The 21,955-nt window shown below is 68.2% G+C and carries 1 protein-coding gene (only partly in view); it reads left to right on the top strand.

What is annotated here, in order from left to right; translation table 11 throughout:
* On the top strand, nt 1-21,955 hold the 3' portion of the coding sequence (locus ACZ7CF_RS34460) for a UvrD-helicase domain-containing protein (RefSeq protein WP_470371689.1). 6,809 nt of this gene lie to the left of the window's left edge; the window shows 21,955 of its 28,764 coding nt (coding positions 6,810-28,764); the start codon falls outside the window, past its left edge; it ends in the stop codon at nt 21,953-21,955.

Below are 21,955 nucleotides of genomic sequence, written 5' to 3'. Positions count from 1 at the left end.
GCTGACCGACGCCGGTTTCACGCACACACGCTCCGGTGAGGCCGGCTCCGTCGTACTCGACATCGAACAGCGGCTCGTGGTGACCGGCCCCGCGGATGCCTCCGCCGACGAGGCACGCACTCTGCACGAGCACATTCGCGACCTACGGCAGCAGATCAACGCGAACGCCGCCGACCATGCCATCGGCGAGATCCTCACCGAATTCAGCGGCATCGACGACCGCCTCGCGCTCGCACGCAGGATCAGGGACACCGGCCTTGCCGGCGATGCGGCAAGGTTCGGCACCGACCGGCTCCTGGAGGCCGCCGCCTGGCTCGGCGTCGCAGAAGCAGCGGCGCTCGCGCCCACGGCTACGTTGTCGTCTCCCGGCAAGGGCGAACTGCGGACCGACGCCGACCTCAGCGTCTGGGACGACTCCGCGCGCGGGACGCTGATGAAGTTCGGCGCGTTGACCGTCGCCGTACACGGCGGTCCGACGGGCCGACAGGCTCAGATCACGCCTGCCACGGGGCAGGCGGCATCGGTATGGGTTCGATTGCCCAGCTCGGCTGGCAGCACCGGCACGAGCATGCTCGACGCGATCACGACTGCGATCAGGACCGCACAGCAGTCCTCAGATCGGTTACGAGCACAGGTCGTCGGCGAACTGGCGCGCAGCATGCGGCTGACACCGCTCACGCCCGAAGCCACTGCGCTGCCCGGTTCACTCGCGTCGCCTGCCCAGACCGACGAGGTCTCCTCCCGCGACGTCGCGGCTACGGCGATGGAGTTCTCTGCGCAGAAGGCGGCCATTCCCGACTCCGATAACAGCGGCGAGGCGAACGAGCCTTCCGCGCTCGCCGCGACGGAGCCCGATGTCGCACGGCGCGGGCAGGACGTTCTCGACACCCTCAGCATCGACGAGGGCACTGATCCGTCCTGGGCCAGGATGTCGGTGCTGCTCGACGAGCTCGCGGCGAACGGCTATGCCCACACCTTCGGCACCGGGGTCGAAGGGAGCCGGGTTGACCACCGCAACCGCACCGTGGCCACCGCATTTCATCCGCAGCGTGAGGACGAGGTGCTCGAACTTGCCTCACAGGTCGGTGAGGTGCGCGAGCATTGCAACTACCTGGCGGCCGCCCAGCTGGTCGACTCCCTGCTCGGCGAGCTTGACTTCGCCGACCTGCAGGCTCGGTCGGCGCAGATCACCGCATTGGCTGCGACCGGTCTGCGCGGACGCACCCTGTCATGGACGCGAGACCGCCTGGCCGAGGTCGCCGCGCTGACGCGACTTTCGGCGCACGCGGCCTCCATCGATGCCACTTCCTGGTACACACCGGGCGGCATGGAAATTACCCATGACGAGGCGGTCTCCCGCTGGGTGGGAGTCACCAAAGAGTCATGGAAGTGGGCGGGCCTCAACGTCACGATGGTCCAGCACAGCGAAGGGCTTCGGGCCCGAATCGCGACCGCAGAAGACCCGCGGTTGAGCTACGAGGTGCGGTTGCCGGACTCGCGAAGCCCTGACAGCGACTCGATCCGCGCCACGATCGTGGACACCGTGGAGACCGCGGCCGCCGCTGCACAGCTGTGGCGTCACGCCGTCATCACGCAGATCGCCCGAACAAGCAGCGCTCTGCCTGCCAGCGCCGCGCCCGATGCGGCAGCTGGCACCCGGCTGTGGGAAGTGCTCCTCACCGCGCACGCGTGGATTCGTGACGACCGCCCCGAAATGTCGGCAGGATCGCGGTCCTCGCAGTGGTACCGCGGCGAGCAGCGGCTCACGCTCGTCGCGGCGTCCCAGGGCATGATCGACCTCTTGATCGTCGACTACGAGGAACGGCCGCCGACGCCACAGGCGCTGGTGAGCGCGGTGCGCGGTCAGTGGGCCGACGAGCGAGAACTACCCGAGCGGCTGGTCATCCCACGACACGACACGGACGTCGTGGTGCCTTCAGCGCACGACGACCAGGCCTACCGTGCGAGCTGGACACGAGCACAGGCACGCCGCACGCGGGCGAAGCACACCCGCGGCGAGCGACGCGAGTTCGAGCGCAGCCAGCAGGAGATTATCGACAGCGAGGAGATCGCCGAGGCGGCGCCCCTCACGTTCGAGCAGCCGCCGAAGTCCTACCGCGCCGCCGACGGCTGCCTGTTCATCACCTCTCCTGACACCTCGAAGTGGAGTCTGCTCGCCAACGGCTGGACTGTGCTGGAGGGCAGGGACTTCCTCCACGCCGACCGCCGCCAGCCGCCGAAGGTCACTCGGGAAGCAGTGGCCGAGCTCGCACAGGAGCTGGCCGACCTGCGAGGCGGCAACGGCACACTGATTCCCTTCACCGCCGACGGCAACGCGTGGGTGGCGGGCTGGCGGGACGGCGCCGGGCGTCGCTTCGACGAAGTGCGCGCCGAGGTCGCCAGCGCGTGGGCTGAACGACACGGAATCGTTCATGTGCCCCGGCGTGAACTGGCGCCAGCACCTGGCCCAGTCGGTGGCACGGTCGACGTCGAGGGCTTCCACCTTCGCCGCGACATCACCGAAATCGCGCCTGGAGACGAGGTTCGTCTCGACGGCCACGTCGCTGTCGTGGCGAGCGTGGGCAAGGCGTGGCTGCAGGGTAAGCGGCAGCGCGCGCAGGGCATGAACCGCGGGCACACGCCGATGACCGAGGCCTACCGCATCGAGTTCGCCGACGGCGGATTTCACCAGTTCGACTTCGCCGGCAATCCCAAAGTGGACGTCCGCTTCCTCGGGGCGGCCGATCATGAGCGCGCCGGGCTCGATCCGGGAATGGGGCGGAGGCTGTCCGCTCCGACCTCGCACGCAACGTGGGGCGCGGACAGAGAGATCGTGCAGCCCGCCGACGACGAGCGGCACGTCCCCGCAGGCACCATGGTGCTGTTCGCCGCGCCCACCGCCGAAGGCTTCGACGGTCGCCCGCGCGTGGGCCGCGTCACCGGTGAGGCGATGGTGCGGCCGAACGATCCCAAGCATCAGGCTCCGGCCCAGGTCGTGCGATTCGACGACGGCACGTTCGACGTGTTCGTCCTGGACAGCAACGACCCGAATCTGACCCTCGACCCCGACGACGAACTGGTCCGAGCAGCACGCGCTGCGTGGGGTCTACCGGCGTCCCCGGCGACGGAGCCGATCGCCACGTCGCACGAAGCGTCGGCCGAGGTCCCGGCGGCGACGCCTGGCGAGAACGAGACCGGTTCCGCTCCCGCTGAGGACGCGCTAGGCCCGGCACCACAGGCCCAGTCGCACCCCGACGACCCGGCATCCATGGCTGCCACTGCAGCCCCTCCGGCACGTGCCTCCCAGACCGGGCATGGTGGGCGGCTGCTTCAGATCGTGCGGCGGCCGGCAAACCCGACGCCGATCGCGATGTCGCCGTTCCCCACGAAAAAAGACGCTGTCGCGCACCTACAGACGCTGAATATCGGCAAGCCGACGATCAGCACGTTCTCCAAGTCCCGCGCGGTCGCGTCACCGTCCGGGGCCTTGTGGGCCTGGCGGGCGAAGCTCCAAGACGGGCCCATACGGTGGTTCGTGGTGCACGTGGCCTCCGGCATGCAGGTCGGCCGCCTGATGCGCGGCATCGACCCTGCCCTGCACCAGATCGACGAGGTCAGCCCCCGCGAGTCCGACCACGATCGCACCGAGGCGAGCTTCACCCTGCCGGACGAGGCCGTCCCGGCTTACCTTGAGGCGCTGGAGTGCTTGACCGACTTCACCGGCCGCCAGATCGACTGGACACAGAGCGCCGGCGACGTGCGGCGCGCGGTGCGCCAGTGGACCGACCTCAACGATGATGGATCGACTCCTGCCGCTGGCCTAGGCCGCAACAGTGGTGCCGCCGCGCTGCACTCGGCCGCGATCATGCACCTCGCTGCCACCTTCCCCGCCGTCACCGGCACCAAAGAGTTCGTGCACGCGGCGGATCGCCTGGCGCAACGCACAAACGACACGATCGGCGGCCGGCTGTCGGAGCCCTCGTGGAGCGAGCTGCAGACGGTGATTCGCCACCTGCGGGTGCGCTACCCGATCAACGTGACGTTCGAGCACGACGTGGCCTTGCGTGCGGCCGACGAGGAGACGATGCGGCTCCTGCGCGTCGCCATGGTGCTGGGGTTCGGCGGCAATCCCCGCGAGGCAGTCGATCTGCTTCGCGAGCGCGCGGACGCGGTTGCCGACGATGACCGCTTCAATCCCGAGCAGCCGAGAGCCGCGCTCCTGCGCCACGCTGCGAACGTGATCGCGGAGCTGCACTCACCGGAACCGTCCGAGATCGAACGGCTCTTGCGTGCGCAGGCCGGTGACCACGTCGCCTGGACAAGTTGGTCCGCGGGCGGCGTGCACCAGCCACCGGTGTGGCGGATCTCCGGCATCACGCCGAGTCGTAACCGGGTCGACATTTCGGTCGACCGAGTTCCTGGCACCGGTCAGGCGGAAGATCCTGTCCGAGCGGTGCTGGGCGTGCCGACGAGCTGGCGCGACCACCGGATGAGCCGCTACGTAGAGGTGTCCTATCCAGACTTCGAGCCCGGCTCACTGGTCCGGCCGCGCCTGGACTGGATCGCAGCAGGCGGCTGGGCGATGGTCGAGAACGCCGCTGACCTCCCGGCAACAGCAGAAGAGCTCCGCGAGCGCTCGATGCGGGCTGCACACGCCTTCGCGCCACTGGCCACCGACACGCATCCTCAGGCTGCGGCACAGGGTGCCGGCACGCTGCACGAACCACAGGCTGCCCGAGCGAGCGACGACGTACCCGAGATGGGCCCGGCCGGGCAACCGGCGCCGGTGCCCATGTCGGCTGAGCGGGCCGCAGCGCTGGAAGAACTCGCGGCGACGAGTAAACGCGCGCTCGCGGGCGAGCCGCACGCGGATCGCTTCGTCGTCGACGGCGTCATGCCCCACATCCTGCACGTGCTGGAAACAGATCGAGCCCTTGTCGGATACGCGCGGGCGGCACGCGACGGCACAGAGCCTCCGCACCTGGGTATCGGGCAAGGTCCGGACGTTGTTCGGTGGCGAGGTCTGCAGTTGCATTTCGTCGATGCGGTGGTCGAGCTGCGCTCGCCCGCCGGCACGGTGCTCGACACCCTCAGCATCGACCCGGCGTGGATCACCCAGCCAGCCTCACCCATGCTGCGGGAAAGACTGACGGAACTGGCGGACTCGGCAGGTGCCCGTGCCCGACAAGCCCGATCGGAGAACGCCGAAGCCGAGGCCAGCGCTGATGGCCCTATCGGCACTGCTGACCAGACGGTGGTGAGCGATCCTGCGCCGCCGGTGATCGTGGAGACCATTCGCACTGCTCTGCCTGATCGGCTTCGTGCCTGGGGCCAGGACAACGGGCACAACGTCGACGTGGGCAACGAGCGGGTCGGGCGCGACACGCGCTTGGTCTACAAGGTCGATGGTGTCGCGTTGACAAGCGCGCAGCTGCTGGAGTTCACGAACTCGGGCGAGCTGACCTGGCCGCCAGTGGCCGGCACAACGACGGCCAGCGCCGCGTGGACCGGTTCTGTGGGGACCGGTGCCGAGCCCAGGGTGATCGTCCACTACTCCCGTGAGTTCGGCGCGCTGGTGTACGGCGGTGGAGGCAGCCAGGCCGCCGAGGCGATCCGAGGGGAGCGTGCCGGGTGGCAGATACGCACCATCGACACTCCGGTCGGCATGGCGCTGACGTGGACGCTGCCACGCTCGACGGGAACCCTGTCTGGCGCGACGATTCACGACGATCCCGAGGACCGGATCGTCTACCGCGTCCAGGGCGTCGTGGCAGCACTGCGGCTCGCGGGTATCGCGGTCGACCTCGACCTGCGCGACCTTTCCGCCACCGAGAACAGCGATGTGGACGTGACGCGCCGACTGGCTGGCACACCTGGTTCCGTCACCGAACAGGACGACATCGTGCAAGAGGTCCTGACGCGGCGAGGGCACCGCGAAGACGCGCTGGAGGAGTTGCGTCGCACGCTGCTCATCGAACTGGAGCAGGCCAGCTACACGTGGACGCCCGCGACGCAGTCCGAGGACGTGGTGCGCCGCGACAGCACGCGCGACATCTACACCAACAGGGACCTGCCGTTCTTCGAGCTCAAGGGCGTGCTGCTGGAGCAGGTGCGCGAGGTTCGCGCGCTGCGCGCGCGGCTCGTCGAGCAGGAACAGGCACTGCTGGCTGCCGTGGCCAGTGATGATCCACAGGTTACGCAGGCTCGAGCGATGTCCGCCCAGGCCGCAACGCTGGACCTGATCGCCGAGGCAGCCGCCCCACACAGTCTCGTCGAGAACGCGCGCTTCGGCCTTGCACCGGAGCCTGAACCGCAGTGGGCGGACCCGGACACGATCGGGGAGTTGCTCGCCTACCTGGCGCGGTGCGCCCGTGACGGCATTCAGCCAGACGTTGGCGGAGATGTGGCCTTGACCTGGGGTCCGGTCGGGATCAATTTCGTCGGTAGCGGCGGGCATGTTCTGGCGGAACTGTCGGTCGCGGGACACCCCGGGATCGAACGCATCATCCTGGACGAGACCTGGCTGGGGTCGGCCGAGGGCGGCAACCAGATCCGCACGACGCTGGTGCACGCTTGCGCGGATGCCGGGCGCAGAGCAGACGTGCTGCGACACAAAGTGATCGCTTTGCTCGACGAGCAGAAGACCGTATCCGGTGGTCGGGTCGAGCCCGTCCAGCTGACAGGCGAGCAGTTGTTCGCGCCGTCGGATCTCGACCGCAACCCGCTGAAACTGCTCGCGGACGCACCTCTGGGTGAGCAGGTACTGCGCGGACATTGGGCCGATTTGATGGTGATGACCGGCCCTGAGCTTGAGCAGCGTTGGAGGTTGCTGCTGGAAGAGGCGGACGCACTGGACACCCGAGTAGTCCGTACCAGCGCCTACGGCGGCTCGCATCTCGATGAGAACGGCGCGATCGACGTCACGCACGGACATGATGCGGTGTTCTCGGTGTCGATGCTGGAAGGCGCGCTGACCCGGGTGATCGCCGGCTCAACAGGAAGCACGGCCGACGATGACAAAAACCTACTCAGGCTGATGGCGGAGGGAAAGCTGCCCACCGTCGAGGAGTGCCTTACCTCCCCGCCACTGGCCCCACCGCCCTCGTCAGATCCCGACGCGTTGGTCGCCTGGGCTGTGCACGCGGGTGAGCGGGGTAAGCCTGTCTTCGAGATGGCCGGTCAGATCGCGCACGCCCTGGAAATGAGTCTCTACCAGGCTGGGTTCATCGTGGTGGAGTCGACGACGGGCACAGTCGAGGTCGATCACGCCCGCGCGCTCATCTCGGTCCCTCACGCTCGAGTACGCGGCTCTCAGCCTCGCGAACAGCTCGCGCTCAACATCGTCGCGATGGCGGAAGCGATCGCGGAGTCCTTGCGGGCCCGGCGCGACGCGCTGCTCAGCGGTGCCACAAGCGACCCGCAGCACCTGGAGAATCGATGGCGGCACCTAGTCGAGGTGGCTACCCGCCGCGACCTGATCGCACTCGCCGACAACGACGGGCTACTGCTCGACAACACCGGTCCTGACGCCATCGTGGCACAAGGCCAGCAGTGGAGGCTCGCCGCGACACTGCCGGCACGTGACCGTGTCCTGTGGTTGTCGCGGCGCATCGCCGCGGAGCCCGTCGACGTCGCCCTGCTGACCGGTGAGCATGCGCACCCGCATGTGCGGCCCGCGCGGGCAACGCTGCCATTCGTCCTGGATCTGCCCTCGCATCTGCAGAGCACGGGTGTTCCCGGCACGCGTGATCCTGGCAACGACGCGCCCGATTCTGGGCGGCTCGACACGACGCCGCGGGTGCCGGTGACCGTGCGCGCCTGGCGCGCCCTGGCAGCCGAGTACGGGCTGCACGCGACCGTCGTGCGCGTGGGCGAGGCGGTGTTCGTCACCGTCCACGAGCCCGCGGTTGCGAATCCTCCGGTGCTGTCGTATGACCCTGGCACCGACGAGATCTTCGACGGTGCCGGACGACGACTCCACAACTCCGCAGCTGAGCATCTCGCCGCGCACCGACTTGTCCTCAACGCGTCATATTTCACCGCGGACACCACGGTGCGGGACTGGCCGCGCAGGCTGGCGCAACTGGCTCCGCACATGCTGGCGACCTCACCGCACGGCTTCGAGATCGAGGCACTAGTCCGCGAGGCGCGGGAGCAGGTCCACGACGCCGGGGCGGCCGAGAACGCGATGCGCGAGGCCGAGAACCTCGCCGGGCCGCTGACGCTCACGCCGGAACGAGAAGCCCTTGTGCTGCGCGAGATCCGTGAGCATGCCTCCGGCTATCACAAGCTCGATACCGATGTCGGCCGTTATCTGACCGCTGAGGACCACCTCAACGGCAGCTGGCAGGAATGGGAGTGGATCACCGAGTGGGTCCGCCAACACCCCGAAGTGACCCGAGGACTGCCCAACCACGCCGCGATCCAGCAACGCCGCGACACCGAAAAGGCCGAAGCAGAACGCGCAGCGGACAGTCACTACAGCAAGGCCTCGATCGCGAACGCCAATCGCGACTTCGACACCGCGCTGGACCTGCTCGATCAGGCCGAGCTCGCCGACCCAGGTCGCTACGACCTGTGGCAACGTGCGCGGCGCGCGGTCGCGAAGGCACGGGCCCGTCACATACTGCCGGAGCCCGCCGCTGCTCCCATCCTCGAGGACGCCGCTGACGAGCAGGGCCTGGCGACCACGGCACGGCCGCAGGCCGAGCTCGCCCTAACCACCCGGACACAGCAGGTCGACACCTACGCCCGGATCAACGAGGAAGCGGCGCGCTGGTTCGATGAGCAACTGCACAACTCCGTGCCAGCCAACGACTACCTCGTCAAGCCGGATCGGCTCGGATCGCCCGAGGGTGTGGAGCGGGCTCGCGGGGCCGGCCTGCTGATCGGCTTCGCGCCGGCCGGGTGGCGTGGTCTCGTGACGCATCTTCGGTCCAAGGGGTTCGACGATCAGGATCTGGTCGATGCCGGTGTCGCCCGGATCAAGAGCGGTGCCCTGCTGGACTTCTTCTACAACCGGATCATGTTCGGAATCCGGGACCCGCAGGGCCGTGTCGCGGGCTTCATCGGCCGTGCCATGCCCGGAAACGACGGGGCGAAATATCTCAACACCCCCGAAACGCAGCTGTTCACCAAGCGCACCTTGCTGTTCGGGCTCTACGAGCAACGCGACCTGGCGAGCACGGCGGTCCCGGTTGCCGTCGAGGGGCCCTTCGACGTCGCGGCGATCCTCGCGCGAACAGGTGACGACCGGCCGCTGATGCCCGTGGGCACCTGCGGAACCGCGCTGACCACGGAGCACTTTGCCGCGCTGGACACGGCCGTTCCGCTCGACCGGCGCCGTGTGCTCGCCCTCGACCCGGACAACGCTGGCCACAAAGCCGCTCTCGCGACCGCGAGGGACGCTGTGCGCGTCTATCCGGAGTTGGCAATCACGACCCTGCCCGACGGGATGGACCCGGCCGTGTTCGCGGGGCGCGCCACACCTGAGGAACAGGTCACGGCCTATCTGCGGCCACCGCACAGCCGTCCCGCGCAGGACGTGCTCGTCGACGAGATCGTCGCACGGTGGGCCGACAAGCTGACCGAGGTAGAAGGCCACCTCGGCGCAGTCCGCGAAACCGCCACCCTCATCGCCACGCTGCCCATGCGCCACATCAGCGCGAGCACACGCCGTGCGGGTGAAGTGCACCCGCTGGAAATCGGTGCGCTGGGCGACGCCGTGCTCGGCACGATGCTCGACAGCTGGCCAGATTCGGCATGGAGGGACGATCCCACCATCGTCGACCTGGTGGTCGACCTGTTCACGCTGCTGCCGGGCAACCGCGTCGACGAACCAGGGCCGGTGGCGGTGCACGGAGCGCGCGCCGCGTCGAAGCTGGGCGTCGACCCCGTGGAACTGGCGGAGCGGATCGCGGCCGCCCGCATCACCCAGACCGGCGATACCCACACACCGCACACCGGGCCTGGGAGCCCTCCGTCAGCTGCCGCAACACCGACCGGCACGCCTCTTGCCGACGGTGGGCACGCCGACACCGCGGGCGAGCAGCCCGATCCGGACGCGGAGCACTCGCCGGTCGCCACGCCCCCGGCCGAGGACAGCGTGTCCCTGCCCAGCAACCACTGGACACGTCGAATCCAGGTCAGTATCGGCCGCGGCGCCGTTGTCGTGAGCGGTACGACGGGCGCCGACCGCGAACAGCGCCTTCGCGATGTGCTCAACAACTTCCAGCACAAGTTTGTGTTCCGCCGGCGCGACGGCGGCAACGTGTGGCGCTACAAGGTTCCGCGCTCGGGAGGCACGAGCCTGGCCGATGCCGCCCAAGCCGTGGAGGACGTGCTGGCAGAGATCGCGGCGCTCGACCTGGCCGAGCTCGTCGCGAACCGCGAGGCGAAGGCGCACCAACCCGAGGCGAAGGCGCGCAAACGCGAGGTGCAGGCCAACAAGCGTGAGGAGGTGCTGGCGTTCCCGCCCACCCCGCAGCAGCAAGCGATCCGGGATGCCTTCGCCACCGGCGCGGACATCGCGGTCGAGGCACTGGCAGGAACGGGAAAAACGACGACCCTGCTGATGCTGGCCGCCATGGCCGCGGACAAGCAGATCATGTACGTCGCGTTCAACAGGGCGATCGCGAGCGAGGCCGAGGAAAAGTTCCAGAGCAACGTCACGATCAACACGATGCACGGCTTCGCGCGGGCAGCGCTGATCAACACTCCCTATGGCGCCCGGCTGTCCTCGATCGCCAAGAACGACGGGTTCCCCGGCAAGATCGCGGAAACCCTCGGCGTCACCGACCTGGATTGGCGCTCTGGCCATGACGAGGAGTGGATCGAAGCGGAGCAACTGGTCCGCCTGGCGCTGCGCGTGGTCGAACGCTACCGGCAGAGCGCGGATGTCGACTTGGGCGTGAAGCACCTGGGGCACGAATCACCGCCTGAGGGGCTGAACTCGGTTGACGAGGTGGTGCTGGCGCTTGCGCAGCGGATCTGGACGGACAAGTCCAGTGTGGACGGCGGACTGCTCAACCTGGTGCACGACGACTACCAAAAGGTCTGGGCGTTGAGCAATCCACGCCTACCCGCGGACGTCATCTTCTTCGACGAGGCTCAGGACTGCAACGAGGTCCAGGCGATGGTCGTGCAGGCTCAGTCGGCGCAAGTTGTGGTCGTCGGAGACCGTAACCAGTCCATCTACGGCTTCCGTGGCGCCAAGGACTACCTGACCCGCTGGCCCGCGGAGGTACGGCTCTCGCTCACGCAGTCGTGGCGGTTCGGCACGGCGGTGGAGAACGTCGGCAATCGGTTTCTGCAGCTGCTCAAGGCCGACCTACGGCTGGAAGGCACACCGGCAATCTCCACCGTGCTCGGACCGGTTGAGGAACCAGACGCGATCCTGTGTCGCACCAACGCGGGCGCCGTCGCGGCCGTGCTGGACGCGATGGACAACAGCAAACGAGTCGCGCTCGTCGGCGGCGGCAAAGCCATCGAGGACATCGCCAAGGCGGCGATCCTCCTCAAACGGGGGCAACGGAACTGGCACGAGGACCTGCGGCACTTCCCGGACTGGCAGGCAGTGCAGGACTACGCCGAAGAACACGAGGAGGCCCAGTCGCTGCTGACCCTCGTACGACTCATCGACAAGTACAGCCCCGACACCGTGATCGACATGGCCAAGGCGCTGGCCGACGAGAACGAGACCGCAGAGGACATCAAGCCCGACCTGATCGTGAGCACCGCGCACAAGGCCAAGGGCCGCGAGTGGGACCAGGTCCTGATCGCCGACGATTTCCGCGGCCCGGAGTGGGACGACAAGGCCGAAAAGTGGGTGATGCCAGACGACGAAGCACTGCGGCTCGGCTACGTCGCGGTCACCCGCGGCAAGAAGCGGCTCGATCTCGGGTCATTGTCGTGGATCCTCCAGCACGGCGGCCCCCAACAGTCCGAAGCGGACATCTCCCGACCGGCGCTGCAGACGATCGCGGCGGCCACCGCAGAGCAAAAGGCGCCCACGCCTGCGTCAGCCCCAGCACCCGCTGTACAGACAAGTGGCCGACCGGAAGCCGCGCAAACTCGCGGCGACGATGTGGCCCCGGAACACGATCGTGGCGCCGACGAATTACCCGCAGTCGACAACATCCCCAGCGCGCCTGAGGTGGTGCAGCTCCGCGATGGGGACGCACTGGACGAGGATCAATACGACGACGAGGTCCGCTTCGTCGAGGGCATCAGCGACATCCGCGGCATGCTGCGTGATCAGCACTGGACACTGATGGAGGACCAGCTGGCCGAGCTGGCGGGCGTCACGACCGAGCACTGGCGGCGGCTCGACGCATCGCTCGCGCTCGGCATCGCTCACGACGGTCAGGTGATGCCCTACGTGTCGATCCGATTCGGACCGTTCGACTCAGCGGACTGGTGGGAGGCCGACTTCCCGTCCGCGCAGGAGATCCGCACGCTGGTGGAGCAATGCGGCCTCTCGGGAGTGGCACGCCGGGCTCCTGCCCCCGGTCAGTGGCTGGTCGAACCGTCCGTGACAGCCGAAGAGGCCGTCTTCATGGCTCGCGTCGAGGACACCACGCTTGTGCAGCGGCACGCCGATGCTGTCGATGACACCTGGTACTTCGCCGGCACGAGTGAGCCTGTGGTGCACGCAGTGCCGATGCCGGTGCTGAATTTGCGTACACGAGAGCATGTCGTGGCGCATGTCCTGGGCGAGCGCGGCACAGACGAGAAGATCAAGGCGATGGTCACGACGGTGCTGTCCGGAAAGACCAGCTGGCAAGGCATCTATCTCGACGACGTACTGCGCACGCTTCCCGAGCTCGATGAACAGGTGTACCGGCGCGCCGTCACGGCGGCAGTGGGACGCGCGACATCGGGGCCGTTCGACGTCGAGCGAGCGCGGGCCGCACTGGAGCGGCTGGCTGGCGAAGACCCCTCCCTGCCGATCAACAGCATCGGTCACCACGCGGAGCTGACCGAACCCGACCCGGACTTTACCGAGTTCGAACGCACCGGTATCGAGCCCACTCGGACGGTCCGCGGCGTCGTGGTGGAAGTGACACCGCAACCCCGCGCCCGCATGAGGGTGACCATCGAACGCGACCTGCCTCACGAGAATGGCGCGACCCACGCGCACCACGACCTCCCGGTCGACGGCACAGTTCCGCTGACGGATCCTGCAGCCCGGTCGCGGCTGTCCCAACCTGACGAGGCCAAGATCGAGGAGCTGCCGCGCCCTGCCGCCGGTGACGAACTCGCACCTGTCCTCGGCTCGGCACCGAGCACCGTGCCGTCGGAGTCCGGCGAACAGGACGCGGACGTCCTGTTCTCGCGCGCCGAGATTCCTGACGCCGACCTGCTGGCAGCCCTGCCCAGCCGGGCGGCACTGGACCCGCGGGCCGATCGACACCTCGCTGAGTCCGACGCCACGGCATCACCCGCCCAGTTGCAACGGCTGCTCGAACTGCACGCCGAAGGTGTGATGGGCCAGCCGATCACCTGGCTACCGATGAGACGCCACCTCGACAGCGACCCCGCCGGCGTCGTCGAGCAAGAGCAGACGGTTACCACGACCTATGCCAGGCCAGGGTCCGGCGAGCAGCTCGCGCCCTGGTACGTCGCACTCGCACGGGTGATCGAGTCCCACGGGTACACCATCCGGCACTTCACGCCCGCGCGACGGCAAGACCCCCAGTACGTGATCCGTCACGACCTGCGGACAATCCTGATCAACGCAAGAATCCACACCATCACCCACGCGTTCAGCCTCACCACCGCCTGGGTGAGCATCCTCAAGCACGCCGCATCGGGCCCGCCGGACATCGCACTGAAGGCCTCCGCCCGCCTTGACCACACGCCCAGCAACGACATGGCGGTGACGCCCTCACTGGCGGACGGGCATCCCGAGCCCGCAGAAGCCGCAGACAGCTTGTTCGACGTACTCGATCCAGACGCGGACCTGCTGGCGGCCCTGCCCGCGGACACCCGGATGAACCGTCGCGCGGATGCCGCCCTGACGCTGCGCACCTCCATCACACCTGACCAGGTCAACGACCTGCTCCAGAGGTGGAATCAGGTCGAGACCGGGCAGATTGAGTTCCGGGAAATCTACGATCTCTACCGGCGGGACCCGGCGAATCCGACCAAGCCGCTGACGGTCTCGCGCGGCGAAGAGCCGATCACACGGGAATGGCTGGTGGCGCTCGCCCGGGACCTATCCACTCACGGATACACGGTGCGACACTTCGAGCCCGCGCTGGGTATCAGCGCGCCTGGGGTCCACGTGCTGCACCCGAGTCGAGTGGTGCTGATCAACAGCAGGCTTCCCGTCAACAGCCATTTCTGGGACCTACTGAGAGCACTCGCCGCCCTGCGAACGCCTGCGGCAACGACCATCACCCTACCGGGCGCTCCACTCGCCGAGCCGCGCGTGAAGCGGTCCGAAGAGCCGCTCCACGCGGCCGCCGAGACGGGCGGTCCGGCCGCATCGTTGCCCGATGAGGTCGCCGCGCCTGATCACAAGCTACTAGCCGCGCTGCCCACGGGGTCCCGGATGGATCCGGCCACTGATGCGATGCTCGCGGCACCGACCCCTGTGACCGCTACGCACATCGACCAGCTCGTGCGGATGCGTCACCAGGTCGAAGTGAGCGGGTCCGCAACTGTGTTGTGGGACCTTTTGGCTACCGATCCCGTTGAACCACACCGGAAGTACCGGCCAGAACAACCGGAATACGAGCGCGTGACGTGGGCGTGGCGAGCAGCGCTGGCGCGCGACATCGCGGCCACCGGCTACACAGTGCGGCACTTCGTACCAGCGACGACTCCATCACCGGTCACGGTGCAGGTGCTCGACGAGCTCCGGGTCGTGCTGGTCAACAGCACGTACCCAGTGATCAACTTGATGGCAGACATGGCGAAAGCGCTCACAAATCTGCGGGCCCAGCTGACGGGGCTGACCGGCGATCCGGACTCAGACCTGATGTCGCTCTTGCCGGCCGGTGCCCGGCTCGATGTGATGACGGACGTGCAACTCGGCGGTCCCACATCGGTGAGCACCGCTCAACTCGATCACCTGTTGGAGCTGCACGCTCGGGGAGTCAAAGGCGAACCAGACACCTGGGTTCCCTTGGACACTCTGCTGAAGTCGGACTTGAAGAATCCCGCCCAGCCCTACTACGGAATGCATCCTGCGCTCACTGAAGTGCAGCGCGCGTGGTACATCGCTGTAGCGCGTGAGATCGAGGCCCACGGCTACGCCGTGCGGCACTACCTCGCTGCGGACACACCACCTGCAGCGAGCGAAAGCCGTGGCCGGGCGGGTCGGGCTGCGGAACACGCTGGAACACCACGAGCCGACGTGCATCACGATCGACAACTGGTACTGGTGAGCGCTAGGGCGCGGGTCGTCGACCGCATCCCCGTCCTGGCCGGCGCGCTCGCTCAGGTGCGGGCGCGCACGGCGCCTGCAGAGCTGGCTGGTGCAGCGCCGGAACCAGCGCTCGACGCGGGAACCACCGACTCGGCTGCGAACCGGCCATCCGCGTCAACGCCGGCAGGCGCGCGAGCCGTTTCCGGAGCCGATGACGGAGCGCTGCTCGACATCGCCACGAACCCAGGTTCTGGGGAACCGGAACAAGCTGATGCTTCGGAACCGGTGTTCACCGAGAGCACCTACGACGAGATCATGCAGCGCCCCGAGATCCTTGACGCCGTCAACAGGGGTGATCTGGGGGCCGTCGCGCGAACGATCCGTCTCGGGCTCGGCATCGACTTAGCTGAAGCTGACCCGAAGCCGGGTGACGAGGCGCTCCTCGCGGTGCTGCCTGAAGGGGCGTACCTCGACCCGGACGCCGAGGCGTTGCTGGGCGACCGGTCGTCGGTGTCTGCCTCCCAGGTGGATCAGTTGCTGGCGCTGCATGCGCTCGGCGTCGATCTCGACCCGCACAGCTGGAAGCCGATGCACGACTTCCTTGCAACGGACCCGGCCGACCCCGGCCGCCGCTACACCGGCCGCGAGCCAGATCGGCAGCGCGTGGCCGCCGAGTGGGTCCGCGCGCTGACTCGGGAGATCGCCGAGCACGGCTACACCGTGCGGCTCTTCCGGACGATCACCGAGCCTCCTTACATCCAGCGCACGGTCGATGCGGATCGTCGAGTGGTGCTGGTCAACGCCAAGATCCCTCTGTCCGGTATCGCTGACCAGCTCACCGGTGCTCTCGCGGGCCTGCGCGCCCAGGTCGCCCGGGAACCCGACGCTGCACGGCAACCCGCGCCAGCACGGGCCGCCGCGAACCAGCCCGCGGACGAGGCTCGTCGCGACGGGCAGGTACCTGCCCAGCAGGGCGGTCTTGTCGCCGATGCTTCCGCTGTTGGGCCGGTGCCCCAAGGAGACCCGGTTGACGCGATCGGTGGTGCGGGGCAGGGAGCGTTGTTCAGCGATGGTCGCCCGGACGACTCGCATCTGCTGCGCGAACTGCCCGCGGGCTCCGTCATGGATCACGGTGCCGATGCCGCGCTCGCGCAGGACATCACCACTGTGACCGCCTCGAAGATCGACGAGCTGCTCAAGGCGCGCGCACGGGGTGCGCAAGGTGACCGGGGCGTCCGAAGGCTCCTGCGGCAAGAACCGGGTACCGGCCAGGTCTTCGTCGCGGGCCAGGACGGGTTCGAACGCACGACGCGTTCGTGGTTCGTCGCCCTCGTACGCGAGATCGAGACACACGGTTACACGGTGCGGCACTTCCGGCCTACCGCCCAGCACGCGAAAGCACCACTGCGGCCGCTTCATGACCAGCAGGTACTGCTCATCAACAGCCGTGCGTTGAGTCATATCAACGGCTTTGGTCTGACGGATCTCGTTTTCGAGTTGCGGGCCGGGAACGCCGAAGTGCCGACAGAGCGAGCGCAGCTTGCCGCAACCGTCTTGTCGCCCGCCGCGCAGCAAAAGCCCGCCGCGCCGACCGGAACGCGGACACCGGAGCAGACGGAGGCACAGGAGCCGACACGGGTACGCAGCGTGTTGACCGACGAGGTCAACATCGGCGCCTACCGAGAGGCCGGCGGCTTGTATCGCGTGCACCACCAGGTCCGGCGGGAGGAGAGCTGGGTGACGCTGCGCTTGGCCACTAGGCCGCAGGAGGACGCGGCGTGGGAGCTGTCCCAACGGTTCGTCGACGAGGCACAGCAGGTTGAACGACGGTTTGACGAGCTGGTTTCCAGCTACGCCGGTGTTCCCGCCGAGCAACTGTTCGGGCCGGCGCCCGCCGTCGTGCCATCGGTTGTGGACCTGCTCGGAGAGCTCCCGTTCAGCGTGGCTTCCGGCGACGTGGCTGACCCCCGCACACTGCGGAACCGTCTCTCAGTGTGGGCAAGCGAACTCCCGCCCGCGCCCGGGAATGCGCCGACTCGGTTGGCGCTCGGCGTGACTGAACGCCTGCTACGAGCCGGGCGCGCTTTCGGAACGGCCGCGACGGTGCGCAAGGTAGCGGGCAACGACCGCACGCCACTGCACACGGCAGGCCGCATGCGGCAACTGGCGGACGCGATTGACACGGCGGCAGCGCAACGTTTCGGTGATCCCGCGCCGTTGGGCCGGTACCCGCAAGACCGTGGCTTGTCCGACCAGCTGCGGTTCGTCGCCGGTCGTCTGGAGCGAACTGTTGCACAGCCGTGGCCGCTGGCTCACGCGCACGCAACCGCCGTTCTGGACGCCCTGCAGTCGGCGGGACTGCGGGACACGGTCAAGCGCGACGGTGATGACGGGCTGCGCCCCGGCGAGCGCCTTGTCAGGCGGCTGCCCGCCAACCTCGGACAGGTCGTCGACCCGCGGGCGGTGGCGATCCTGCGCGACACGTTCGACGCAGTCCACGGCCATGCGCAGCTCGCCGCCCACCCCACGGCTTCGCCGGCCAACCCTGGCCCGCTTGTGTTTACACTGTTCGCGATGGGCTGGGAGATCCGCAGGCGTGGCGGCCTCGCCGGCGACACCGGGCAAGCATTGCGCGATGTGCGCCTGACCGATGTCGGCGAGCATCTGCTCCAGTTCTCCCACGCCACCGCCCAGAGTGCCGGCTTGGACCTCCCGTTCCCGATCGAGACAGAGGCGCTCCCCGCGGTGCTGCCCGCAGCCGATGACGCAGCCTCTGCGGCTCGCAAAGCGGCACGTCAGCTGTTCGCCGATGCCGATCCCGACCTGGTCCGGGCGGCGCTGCTGGAGCTACCCGACACGTCCGCGGCGTTGCGCGCGCTGTGGAGCGCGCTGGAGGACGGGGGAGAGGACCTGCTCGGACGGGTCGTCGCAGGCGTAATCCGGGATGCGATCTACGGCGTCGCTCATGACCAGCAGATGAACCCCGATCAGCGGGCACGCGCCGAGATCTCCTACGGCCGCGGCGTCGCCGTGGCGGAAATGCTCGCCGCAGTCGCGGACGAGCTCACACATCGATCACAGCAGGCGGATCTGCTCGGTGCGATCCTGCGCGGTGTCCCGGCCGGCGACGTCGTAGAAAGCCTGAACGCGCTGAGCGATCGCATGGCCGTGCACGGCGACTTCGTCATCCCCGGCCGCGAGAAGCAGCGGATGGCCAGCGCGAGTGGCGACCAGATGTCGATGTTCGGCCTGGAACAAGACCAGGCACACGGCACCCCTACGACGGCTCCTCCTGCACCGGCTGTGGTTGCCGTCGCAGAGCCTGCAACCGGGAAGGCGTCCCCCGGCACGAAGGCCGCCGAGACCACACCGGGCCGTCCAGCGTCACCCGCACCCGCACCCGCACCCGCACCCGACCCGGACCCTGAACCCGTCGCCGCGAGCCCGGCCGACGCACCCCCAATCAGTGCTGCTCCCGACGCTGCGGCGGACGACGCTGTGCCCGCGGTGCCGGACCTCGGCAACCCTCCCTACCCGGGCATGGTTCTCAGGCTGCATGACGGGCGAGAGCTCGCGCATGTCCGCGGCGGCGCCGATGAGCACCTGGGCTCGGCCCTGGAAGGGTTCATTCGTGTGGAACCAGGACGATTTCGGCTCGTCATCGGCCGCGATGCCCCGCCGGCGACTGGGCAGAAAGCGCGCGGACCGTGGTGGTGGAAGCTGGACCGCATCGACGCCGAGGGCACCCAGCTTCCGCCGATCGTCCTGACGCACGGCGTCGGTTTTGGCGAGGCGGAGTTCGCGCTGTCCGCGGCCTCGACCGAGCTCAGCAAGATGGAACCCAAGCTCGGCCTCGACGATTCCGCGCCGAAGCCTCGCCCTAAGGGCAACCCGCTGATCAACGGTGATGTCGCGGCGGTCGTCCTGAAAATGGCCGGGTGGGAGTTCGCCAGCATGGTTCGTGCCGTCGCCTCCGGGCAGGTGTATCACCCGGAGTGGTGGGGCGCTGGCGTACAGAGCCTTTTTGCCGATGAAGCCTTGTGGTTCGAGTGGACCGCCCGCAGCGTGACGATCCACACGACTGGTGGCCCCCCGCATCGCGATGGGATTTTGACCAACGAAAACTTCGGCAGCTGGGTCGCAGCGGGGCTGTCCGATCCCCTGCGAGAGCTGATCCTCGACAGCGCCCAAGTCCTGACCTTGCTGCGAGAAGCGGAGGTCGGGTATCGGGCTCTCGGTGAGGCGGAGTTGCGGGATCAGATCGAGCACAACCTGGAGCGGATCATTCGCCAGTGCCAACGGGAGGTGGTCAGCAACGCGCTGAACGTGCTCGGCTCGACGCGGCCGGTAGCGGCGGATGCGCGAGGCGCGTCAACGTCGTTGTTCGACGTCACCGGCGATCGTGATGCTCGGATCTACGGACCGACAATCGACGCGGTCCGCGAGCTGCGCGCGCTTCTTCCCGATCCGGCGACACACGAAGTGCCATGGCGCGAACTCCGTGTCGGCGACCTCATTCTTGATATGCACACCGACGCGGAACACGCGGTGCGGCTGACCGCGCGCTCCGCGGTGAGCAGCCACGTCAGCCTCGATGGTGTGGTGCTGGGGCCGGGTCCCACCCGGAAGGCGCTCTGGAGGATCGAGCGCGATGACCAGTCACGGGTACTCCGTGTCACGCCACCAGGCTCATTGCGTTCGTTCAGCGGCATCACTGAGATCCACACGTCCACCGGTGAGTCGGCGGACCCGGTCGAGGCCGTTGAGACACCGACAGACCTGCGGCAGCCCACCGCAGCCGACGGGCAGACAGACCAGGCGAAAGCACCGGCAGGAAGCCAAGGCACCCCGTCCGAACTCGCGACCATGACTGACGTGCCTGAACAGGCAAGTACGGCGGTGAACGCTCCTGCGAACCTGCGTGCGGATATGTCCTGGAAGGAACTCGAAGCGCTGGCACAGCAGCACGGATTGTCGGTCGTCAAGGCCAGCTCGGCGTCGGTCCCGCGCTACGACCCAGTGCTGAAGGTGATCACCGTTCCGTTCACCGTCGACACCCAGACGGCCACGACCATGCTCGTCGAGCAGCTCACGGCACTGCTCTCTCCACCCGGCCAGACTCCTGAAGCAACCGGCACGCGTCTCGAACCGTCCGGAGAACAACCGCAGCGGGAGCTCCTGCCACTACCACGGTCGTTGCAGGACCCAACGGCGATTACGCCGGCCGTTGTCGTGCCCGACCAAACCAAGCCTCATCACGACAACCCGCCCCCACTCGAGCAAGCAGAGCAGGCTTCCGGCGTCGTCGTGCACGACGACGCCGAGCTGCGTACGCCCGCAGACGACGCACTCGGCGAGCACGTGGCCAGCACCGCGCCGCCTGAACACCTGGGCGCCGATGATGACTACGACGACTGGCGAGCAGCGCTCGCTGATTCAGAGGAGTTCGCCTCTACGACGGGCGATGAGCTCCCGCTCGCCCCGGTGGATCCCGGCTCAGCACCCTCGCTCGACACACTCGATCCTCCAGCAGCACCTGGTGACGTGTCGACCGGCGCACCCGATCGCACCGCCAACGCCGTGCCCGAGGCGGTGGACGATGAGCACCCGCCCGGCGATGACCCCGATGAGGAGAACACCCCTGAGGGGACAGCCGAGGACGGTGATTACCTGCCGCACGACAACGGGAAACCTGACCCCTGGGAATACTGGGTCGACAGACTCGGTGAAGAGGTCGTCGACGTCATCGGCGTCTCCGCGTCTCCTGCCTCCCCGCCGGAGGCCGCGGCCCCGCCATCGAGCAACGGTCGCGGTGCCGTGCCACCCGGCACCGACGTCGCTGCCAAGGACGAGCCGAGCGCTGAACTCGCCCCACCGCGGTCCGCCGCGGCGGACCAGCCAGCCGCGTCCGACGTCCAGCCGACTCCACAGGAAGCCGCGGATCCCCTCGCGCGCGACACTTCTCGTCCAACCACCAGCGGAGACAGCGATGACACGAAACTCGACCAGACCGTCGCGCACTGGGTTGAGCTGGTCAACGAAGCGGCACAGCTGGGGTACGCAGTACACACCGACAACGTGACCACTGTGGATCGCGAGTCGGCAACCATCCACATCTCGGCCGCGAACCCTCCCGACGTACGCGTGGCGGAGCTGACCCAGGCACTGGTGGCGCTGGAGACGCAGCCCACCGCCCCGACACAGCCGACAGCAACGCCATCGCTCAACCCGATCTATGACGACCTGCTCAGGATCTACGGCGACCCCAGTCACCGACCAGCGCTGGCGCAGCCGCGTCAGGGAACTTCGAGCGTGCCACGCGAGCCGAAAGCTCCTGGTCTGCTCCTCGACGCCGAGCTCCAGCCCCGGCAAGGCAGTGCACTGCACCAGCCGGCGGACCCCGCGCAAGACGTCCCTGGTGAGTCGCCCACGGACTCTGCCGCCAGCGTGCCACGGCCGCGACGGACGCCCAGGTTGACCGAACGCTGGACACGTCGCGCGAGTGGCTCCCGGGGGGTCTCGGGCTGGGACCCCATCACGGACCTGGTAGCGCTGTATGCAAGCCGCGGCGTCCGGTGA

Source organism: Lentzea sp. NPDC036955 (assembly GCF_055608005.1).
The sequence above is the reverse complement of the archived record's forward strand: the minus strand, read 5'-3'. Positions and strand labels throughout refer to the sequence as shown.